General features: G+C 46.9%; 3 protein-coding genes. 1 reads left to right on the forward strand and 2 read right to left on the reverse strand.

The window, feature by feature from the left end; translation table 11 throughout:
- On the forward strand, positions 1-1,559 hold a 1,559-nt coding region (locus B3180_RS09085), incomplete at its 5' end, for a zinc-dependent metalloprotease (RefSeq protein WP_286844149.1).
- Positions 1,560-1,577: 18 nt separating this feature from the next.
- Here the strand turns inward: B3180_RS09085 and B3180_RS09090 are convergent.
- A complete protein-coding gene (locus B3180_RS09090; protein WP_054486953.1) occupies positions 1,578-1,970 on the reverse strand; it encodes an acyl-CoA thioesterase in 393 nt (130 codons plus the stop codon).
- Positions 1,971-2,010: 40 nt separating this feature from the next.
- The coding region (locus B3180_RS09095; RefSeq protein ID WP_286844152.1) for an alpha/beta hydrolase family protein at positions 2,011-2,805 on the reverse strand (795 nt) is incomplete at its 5' end.

A 2,805-nucleotide genomic window follows, 5' to 3' on the forward strand; every position in this document is an offset into this window, starting at 1 on the left:
CACAAAGCCAGGCACGCGAGCCAATTATTTATTACTTGGATCCGGGAGCCCCTGAGCCGGTAAAAACAGCTTTACTTGAAGGAGCTCGCTGGTGGGCTGAAGGCTTTGAAGAACTCGGTTATGACAACGCCTTTCAGGTAAAAGTATTGCCCGACGACGCCGACCCAATGGACGTTCGCTATAACGTTATTCAGTGGGTTCACAGAGCGACCCGCGGCTGGTCTTATGGTTCGTCGGTGATTGACCCACGCACCGGCGAGATCATTAAAGGTCATGTCACCTTAGGTTCTCTGCGTGTTCGTCAGGACATGAAAATTGCTGAAGGCTTGCTGACCCCTTTTATTAACGACGCCGGTGAATTGAAAGAAGCTGTGCAAAAAATGGCTTTAGCGCGTATTCGTCAACTAAGTGCGCATGAAATCGGTCACACTCTGGGAATCGCTCATAACTTTGCTGCAAGTACATCAAACAGAGCATCGGTTATGGACTACCCGCACCCATTAGTTAACCTAACTACCGATGGTACGTTAAGTTTGAATGACGCTTATACTGAGGGTTTAGGTATTTGGGACAAACAAGTGCTGGCCTACGGTTACAGTGACTTTGGCGGCATGCCTTCATCAACGGAGCAGCTAACACGTATTCTGGAAAAGAATAAAGCGCTTAACCTTAGCTTCATTTCTGATCAAGACGCGCGCCCGGCGGGAGGCGCACATCCGCTTGCTCATTTATGGGACAACGGCAGCGACCCGGTAACAGAGCTAGAGCGTCTGTTGTCCGTTCGCGCGCAAGTGCTGGATAACTTCAGTAAGGATATGCTGCGTCCGGACCAGCCTTTAAGTCAGCTACAAGCCACTTTTGTGCCTATCTACCTGTTTGACCGTTACCAGGTAGAGGCAGCGGTAAAATGGCTGGGCGGTGTTAACTACCGTTACTATATGGCAGATGATGCTGCAGATGACTACCAGCCAGTTAGTGCATCCAGACAACAAAGTGCATTGAAGCAACTGCTCAGAACGATTCAGGCAGACAACCTGCGCGTGCCTTCACATGTTAAGCAATGGCTAGTTCCGGCAGCCTATGGCGAGAGTTCTTCGCGTGAGTACTTTGATGGTAAAACCGGGCTTATACCAGATACCGTAAGTATGGCAGCAAGTGCCGCTGATCATAGCCTACAACTAATGCTTAACAGTCAACGTCTGAACAGGCTGGCTCAGCAACACGCGGAAAACGATCGGGTTCCGTCACCTGCACAGCTTATGTCAGAAGTTTTTAATACCGTTTTCAACGACTGGAAAAATGCTCAAAACCAGCCGCTACAGCAACGTCTGTTAACGACAGCAATAAATGCTGAGGTGCGAGCAATAAAAAGCTCCGGTTTAGCGGCAGAAACTCGTTTAGCGATGCGCGCTCAACTTGCTGAACAGCAAAAGCAGTTGGCTGAATCCGTTTCGTTGTTAATGCGACAGTTGGCAGGTGATTTAGAGAAGTTCTTAACTGACGCTGAATGGCCTGAACAATACGAACCCGAAGCACTACCTCCAGGCTCGCCAATCTAACGAAAATACCAGGGCCGCTTAAAGCGGCTCTGGCATATCATCTAACTGATCTTTGGTTTTTCCATGCGGCGTTGGTTGACGTGTTTCCGGATCAATGTGAACGAAAACAATATCGTCAGCAGTACAAATGTTTTGCTTCGTGTGTTTATTTCGAACCAGACAGGTAATAGCTAAAGACGTACGCCCTACCGATTTAACCTGCAGACCGAATTCAACAACATCGCCCTGAAACGCAGAGGTTTCAAAAGTTATAGCGCCAATATGTTTCGTTACTAAGCTTTTCGCCTCTAACTGGCAGCTGGCAAAAATATAAGCTTCCTCATCAATCCATTCTAAAATACGGCCCCCAAACAACGAACCAGCAAAGTTCAAATCATTTGGCATAACCAGTCGGCGGGATAAAAAGCGCATAGTCACTCCTTGTTAGTGGAAGGTATGTACATATTATAACCTATTGTTCGCCAATGGTTTGTTGAAAAAATTGGGCAATCATTGAATATAAATGGATTTTTGTATTACGCCCGTTAATAGAGTGCTTTTTACCCGGGTAGTTCATCATTTCAAACGACTGAGCGTTGTCCTGCAACTGCTTATACAGTTTTGTGCTGTGAGTAAACAGAACATTGTCATCTGCCATGCCATGATAAATCAACAAGTCACCTTTTAGGTCCTTACTGTAAGGAAAAACCGATGAGTTCTCATAAGCGTTACCTTCATCCGGCATGCCCATAAAACGTTCGGTGTAATGCGTGTCATACAACCGCCAGTCGGTTACTGGCGCGCCAGCAACCCCGGCTTTGAAATGCTCAGGAGCTTTAAACATAGCAAGCAACGACATATAGCCCCCGTAACTATGACCGTAAATACCAATACGCTCTGCATCCACAAAAGGTAAGTTGGTCAAATACTCCACTCCGGTAACCTGGTCTTCAATCTCCGGACCACCCATGTTTTTATAAATAGGCGCTTCAAAACTCTTTCCACGGTTTGCTGAACCCCTATTGTCCAGAGTAAATACAATAAACCCCTGTTGGGCCATATATTGGACAAACTCACTGCCCCAACTCTTAGTTACTCTCTGTGCGCCCGGACCTCCATAAACGTACACAAGCACGGGATATTTTTTCTCTGCATCAAAGTCGCTGGGTTTCGTCATTTTGTAATAGAGCGTTTGTCCATCCGAGGCTTCCAGTTCACCAAACTCAGGGTAACGCCAATTTCTCAAGTAAGGAGACAGTGGATGGTC

Origin of the sequence: Idiomarina sp. UBA4206 (assembly GCF_002383015.1) — a bacterium.
Classification (GTDB): Bacteria; Pseudomonadota; Gammaproteobacteria; order Enterobacterales; family Alteromonadaceae; genus Idiomarina; species Idiomarina abyssalis.